Here is a 5,720-nt window from a genome sequence, read left to right on the forward strand (position 1 = left end):
CCAGTGGTCACGGTGGGTAACGGAATTTGGCGGGTCACCGGTGTCCATTCCGGTAAACGAAACCTACGAGGCGTTGAACCAGGGTGTGGTGGATTGTACCGCTCATAATCTGCCGGACCTGATCAACTTCAAGTTCATCGATATTGTCAGCGATATCACCATGGGCGTCCCGGGCAGTACATTCGGTGGTGTTGGCACCAATATTAACACTGACGCCTGGCGCAGCCTGTCAGAGGAGGAGCGCAAGTCCGTGTTGTACGGGGCTGCAGTGATCAATGCAGAACTGGCCATGCAATACCACGAGGAGCACGAAGAAGCCCTGCGTCAGTTGGCCGAACGGTCGAATGAGATCACCATGCATGAGCCGGAGGCCTCGTTCCAGGCTGAAACCCGAGCCTTCCAGAAAGCCGATCTTGCAACCATCCCACAGCGCTACGCCGAGCGCTACGGCATTGAGAATGCCGAAGAAATGTCTGCGGCGTTTACCGAAGTGCTGGCCGAATGGATGGATCGGGTCAGCGATGTCCACACCCGGGAACAGTTGGTTGCGCTTTACTGGGACGAGATCTTCTCGAAAATCGATGTGAATAGCTACGGTATGTAACCTTGTGATCAGCCACCCCGGGCCTCTCAGCCCGGGGTGGCTGTCGCTGATCACCCTCCTTCTGTGCGGTTACGTGGGATGGAGAGTAAACCCGCAAGACCATGATGAGATAGTCGGTTTGTTTTCCGAGCCAGTCAGGACGGCCCGCCTGATGACAGTTTTGCATAGGCATGGCCGCCATCAACCGCAATGGTATCACCCACAACGTAATCGCCTGCCCGGGATGCCAGATAAATAGCGGCACCCGCCATATCCTCATCATTACCTACTCGTCCAAGAGGTGTTCTGTTGGCGACCGCGTCTGCCTGATCCCGTGCAGCCCGGTTCATCTCGGAAGGGAAGGGCCCCGGCGCAATGCCTGTCACCACAATGCGATCCTGTACCAGGCGCGCTGCGAGGCGGCGGGTCAGGTAGATCAGGGCAGACTTGGAGGCGTGGTAGGAATAGGTTTCCAGAGGGTTAAGGCTGATGCCGTCAATGGATGCAATATTGATCACCTTGGCCGGCCGGGCGTCAGAGGCACCAGCTTTTAGCAGGCCATGCAGGGCCTGGGTCAGGAAGAAGGGTGATTTCAGATTCAGGTCCATCACCTTGTCCCAGCCATGCTCGGGAAACTCGTCAAAATCCGCACTCCAGGCCGCACCGGCATTGTTCACCAGAATGTCCAGATGGGGCTCCAGGGCTTTGAGCTTTTCAGTCAGTTCCTGGCAACCTGCCACGGTGGACAGGTCCTGGGGTAGTGAAATACAGCGGCCATTGCCCTGAGACAGTTCCTCCGCCGCCGCATCGCACTGATCCGCCTTGCGGGACGAAATATACACTTTGGCACCCTGGGCAATGAAGCCGGCGGCGATCATCTTGCCGATACCGCGGGAACCGCCTGTCACGAGGGCCGTACGGCCTTCAAGGGAAAACAGATTTTCAAACATACGTGTACTCCGGTCGTTGTGGTTGTAGGAGTTTGCTGCGTCTTGTGTAGGGCGCAGCGGCACGCCCCATTCTGACCTTTGGTGGTTGGATTTAGAAGTCAGTGCCCGGACTGGGTGTGCTACAAGCCGTGGCTGTTTACATCAACTTTTGAGTAGATCTCATCCCAGTAAAGCTGTCCCAGCTCTTCGCTGCTGTTTATATCCTGAACCAGCACGATCCACTTCTCCAGCAGCGCCCGGAAATCACCCATCATTTCCTCGCCCCGGCTGACCTTGTACCGCGAAGCGTAGAAGTCGATGTTGTGCACAAGATCTTTTTTCACGAATTCCCGGGTTGCGTTCAGCATCTCCGGTGATGCCGAGTGGACACGAATGCCGGCGGCCCGGGCCTGGTCGAGGGTGTCCTGTTCACGAACCACCGACTGGTAGGGCACATCTGCCGAGTAATAGGCACCTGCTTTAAGCAATGCCCGGCGCTGTTCGGAAGTCAGGGAGCGCCAGACTTGCTGGTTGGTGCTGGCCCCGCTGGCGCCGGCATACAGTCCCCCGGGGACATCCAGGGTGATGTCGGTGACGGTGTCGATCATGCCCATGTTGACCAGTTCCGGTGCGGAAGAGGCGGTACAGTCAATGACGCCCTGATCCATCGCCTCGGGCAGCTCACCGACCGTGAGGGATACCGAGGTGCCGCCAAAGGATTGAACCCAGCGTGCCCAGTGGGCTCCGCCAACCCGGAATCGTAATCCGTTCATATGGGCCAACTCGGTAACTTCGCGGCTGCACAACAGGATGTAGCGGGAACTGGCCGAGTTGCCGGTGTAGACCTGATTCTGGTCGGCATACTCCTGGTTGCACTCCGGACATTCAAAAAACACGAATTCGGACATGGCACCCTCGAACGCCAGTGCATCACGCCCGTTGGCCAGTTCAGCCTGGTCCAGCAGGTGCAGCAACATCGAGCTTTCGTTAATCATGTTGCTGTGAGGGTAAAGCGAGGGGAAGTAGGCGGTCAGGACCCTGCCATTGTCTGCCAGCCCATCGCGGATACCATCCGACATTTCAGCACTACTGAGCAGGGAGCCGGCGAACACCCGCATTGCCAGTTCACCGTTGGAGAATTCCCTGACGTGCTCGGCGTAGGTGTGGGCCGCAATATCCGGTATCGAGCCGGACGGATAGGCATGGGCGTAATTCAGGGACTTCTGGGCGTAACTCGCTGGTGCGAGGGCCATGGCAGATGCCATCAGGGCACCGGTCAACAGATTCAGGCTGCGCTTGTTCACAATGATCTCCATGCCGGCGCGTTCCCGGATGATGGTTGTTTCGTGGAAGCCGGGAAGCGGATCTGGTTCCCCTTTTGCTCAGCGCGGCGCAAATCCGAAGGTCAGCAGGTCCACCATCTCGCTGGCTATCTGCGTGGCGGTGCTGGGTCCATCAGTCGAGAACCAGCGGGCCGGCGAGTTCAGGGCGCCGGCCACTGTATATGACAGCAAGCGTGGATTACAGGCGATCATCGAGCCGTCGGCAATGGCTTTCTCTATCATATCCTGCAGGGCATCGTTGACGCGGCGTTTCAGTAAACGAAACTCCTGACGACCCTCTGCTGACAGGGATTCCTCTGCAGTCAGGATGACACAACGGCCAAAGTCATCCATGTTGATCTCGGCATACCGCCGCAGGAACATCCGCAATCTGTCGATGCCAAGACCGGACTCCAGGCGGGCCTCCCCGGCTGCTTCCATCAGTTGATCCAGACCCCGGGTAACACAGTGCAGCAGCACCTGTTCCTTGTTGCCGAGGTAGTGATAGATGGTCGGTTTGGAAACCCCGAGGCTGTGCGCAACGTCGTCCAGTGAGGTACCGTGGAAGCCGCGCTCATTGAATATCCGCACAGCCGCACGCAGAACCGCCTGACGTTTGGCCTCGCGCTCCTGCTGCTTCTGTTCCCGGTTCCGAAAGGGAGAGGTTTGTGTCATAGCCTGTTTGTACCCGTGCGGATGGTTAGCTGTTATTGACAGCTTTTGAGTGTGTTTTTAGTATACTCGTCAGTATACAATATTCGACACAGTAGATCGCAAGCACAGCAGATCACAAACTGAACGCAAAGTCAGGCTGTCCAGTTTTGGCAGCGACCCCGCACGCAGCAACGGAGCTCCACAGATGAACAACGACAACATGGGTCCGGTCGGTGAGAACGTTTTCCCCGATCAGGCAAGAGCAGCAGAGATCGCAGAACGGGTCGAGCGTTTTGTACGTGAAGAGATTGTGCCTTATGAGCGTGATCCGAGACGGGATCACCACGGCTGCCCGACCGATGAACTCACCATGGAGATGCGTGAAAAGGCGCGGAAAGCGGGCGTTCTGACCCCCCATATCTTCCCGGATGGCGGTCATCTCAGTCAGCGTGGTACCGCAATGGTGCTGATCAAGAGTGGTCTGTCGCCACTGGGCCCGTTGGCCTGTAACACGGCGGCGCCGGATGAGGGCAACATGTTCCTGCTGGGCAAGATGGGCAGCCCGCTGATCAAGGAGAAATTCCTGACACCCATTGTGGAAGGAAAGATGCGTTCGGCTTTCTTCATGACCGAGCCGGCTCAGGAAGGCGGCGCGGGCTCAGACCCTTCCATGTTGATGACGGAATGCCATAAAGATGGCGACCACTGGGTTATCAATGGCCGGAAGGCATTCATTACCGGTGCGCAGGGCGCCGGCGTCGGCATCATCATGGCCAAGGCGCCGGAGGGTGCCAGCATGTTCCTGGTTGACCTGCCGGATCCGGCCATCACTATTGACCGAGTTCCCAATACCATCGACAGCTCCATGCCCGGTGGCCACGCTACCCTGACCATCCGCAATCTGCGGGTGCCCGAGCAGCAGATGCTGGGCGCCGCCGGCGACGGTTTCCGCTACGCCCAGGTGCGTCTGGCCCCGGCTCGTCTGTCCCACTGCATGCGCTGGCTTGGTGCCTGCATCCGTTCCAATGAAATTGCCACCAATTACGTCAACCGCCGGCAGGCCTTCGGCAAACCGCTGATCGACCATGAAGGCGTAGGCTTCATGCTGGCGGAGAATATGATCGATATCCGCCAGGCCCAGCTGATGATTGACTGGTGCGCCAGCGTGCTGGATGCGGGTGGCAATGGTAACGTCGAGAGTTCCATGGCCAAGGTAGGCGTGAGTGAAGCCCTGATGCGTATCGCTGACCGTTGTGTGCAGGTGATGGGTGGCAACGGCCTGACTGAAGACTCGATTGTCGAGCAGGTGTTCCGTGAAGTGCGGGCATTCCGCGTCTACGATGGCCCGACAGAGGTTCACAAGTGGTCCCTGGCCAAGAAAATCAAGCGTAACTGGGAGCGGGAGCAATCATGAGCACGCAGGATCCGGTCGTCGAAGCTGGCGCAGTCGCCAGCGGTATTCCGCTCACGTTCGAGGTTTCAGTTCTGGAAGCCTGGATGAAAGCCAATGTGCGGGACTTCCAGGGGCCGCTGGAAGTCATCCATATTCAGGGTGGCCAGTCCATTCCTACGTACCGGCTTGATTCGCCGTCCGGCAGCTATATTCTGCGGCGCAAGCCATCGGGCAAGCTCCTGAAAGGCGCCCATGACGTAGGCCGCGAGGCGATGGTTCAGAAGGCTCTGTTCGGACAGGGTCTGGCGGTACCGGAAGTGGTCGGTGCCAGCACCGACGAGTCGGTCGTAGGTACCGAGTTCTATATCATGAGGCGGGTTGAAGGCCGCATCTTCTGGGACGCCACCTTCCCGGGGGTAGACCAGCGGGCGGACTATTTTGACGCCATGAACGCCACCCTGGCACAGCTTCACAGTATCGATCCGGTTGCCGCCGGCCTGGAAGATTACGGCCGCGCCGGCAATTACTTCGAGCGCCAGATTGCGCGCTGGTCGAAGCAGTATCTGGAGGACACCGACGCCGGCCGGGACCCCAACATGGATGCCCTGGTGGCCTGGCTGCCGGACAACATTCCCGGCGGCGATGAAGTCTGTGTGGTCCACGGCGATTATCGCTGTGACAACATGATCTTCCATCCCACCGAGCCCCGTGTGGTGGCGGTACTGGACTGGGAGCTGTCGACCCTGGGTCATCCGCTGGCGGATTTTGCCTATCACGCGCTGATGTACCGGATGCCGCCTGATATCGTCGCCGGACTGGCGGGTGCCGATCTGGAGGCG

The 5,720-nt window shown here is 58.6% G+C and carries 6 protein-coding genes; 3 read left to right on the top strand and 3 right to left on the bottom strand.

The window, feature by feature from the left end; genetic code table 11:
• On the top strand, positions 1 to 604 hold a 604-nt coding region (locus AAC035_RS17945; protein ID WP_339806465.1), incomplete at its 5' end, for a hypothetical protein.
• 134 nt (positions 605 to 738) lie between these two features.
• Here AAC035_RS17945 and AAC035_RS17950 read toward each other — a convergent pair.
• From AAC035_RS17950 to AAC035_RS17960, 3 genes are all read right to left on the bottom strand, one after another.
• Positions 739 to 1,533, bottom strand: coding sequence for an SDR family oxidoreductase (locus AAC035_RS17950; RefSeq protein ID WP_339806466.1), 795 nt, complete (start codon positions 1,531 to 1,533; stop codon positions 739 to 741).
• A 119-nt stretch (positions 1,534 to 1,652) separates the two neighbouring features.
• A complete protein-coding gene (locus AAC035_RS17955) occupies positions 1,653 to 2,828 on the bottom strand; it encodes a C4-dicarboxylate TRAP transporter substrate-binding protein (RefSeq protein WP_339806467.1) in 1,176 nt (391 codons plus the stop codon).
• A 66-nt stretch (positions 2,829 to 2,894) separates the two neighbouring features.
• A complete protein-coding gene (locus AAC035_RS17960; protein WP_339806468.1) occupies positions 2,895 to 3,509 on the bottom strand; it encodes a TetR/AcrR family transcriptional regulator in 615 nt (204 codons plus the stop codon).
• Between the two features lie 184 nt (positions 3,510 to 3,693).
• Between AAC035_RS17960 and AAC035_RS17965 the strand changes: the two genes are divergently transcribed.
• Positions 3,694 to 4,902 carry an acyl-CoA dehydrogenase gene (locus tag AAC035_RS17965; protein ID WP_339806469.1) on the top strand — a complete coding sequence of 403 codons (1,209 nt, stop codon included), beginning with the start codon at positions 3,694 to 3,696 and terminating at the stop codon, positions 4,900 to 4,902.
• Positions 4,899 to 5,720 (top strand): phosphotransferase family protein (locus AAC035_RS17970; RefSeq protein WP_339806470.1); only part of this gene is annotated, 822 nt, incomplete at its 3' end. The genes AAC035_RS17965 and AAC035_RS17970, both read left to right, overlap by 4 nt.

The organism is uncultured Marinobacter sp. (assembly GCF_963974375.1).
GTDB lineage: Bacteria > Pseudomonadota > Gammaproteobacteria > Pseudomonadales > Oleiphilaceae > Marinobacter.

Coding starts and splice junctions, on each gene's coding strand:
- AAC035_RS17950 (WP_339806466.1), bottom strand. CDS start 1,533: ATGTTTGAAAATCTGTTTTCCCTTGAAGGCCGTACGGCCCTCGTGACA.
- AAC035_RS17955 (WP_339806467.1), bottom strand. CDS start 2,828: ATGGAGATCATTGTGAACAAGCGCAGCCTGAATCTGTTGACCGGTGCC.
- AAC035_RS17960 (WP_339806468.1), bottom strand. CDS start 3,509: ATGACACAAACCTCTCCCTTTCGGAACCGGGAACAGAAGCAGCAGGAG.
- AAC035_RS17965 (WP_339806469.1), top strand. CDS start 3,694: ATGAACAACGACAACATGGGTCCGGTCGGTGAGAACGTTTTCCCCGAT.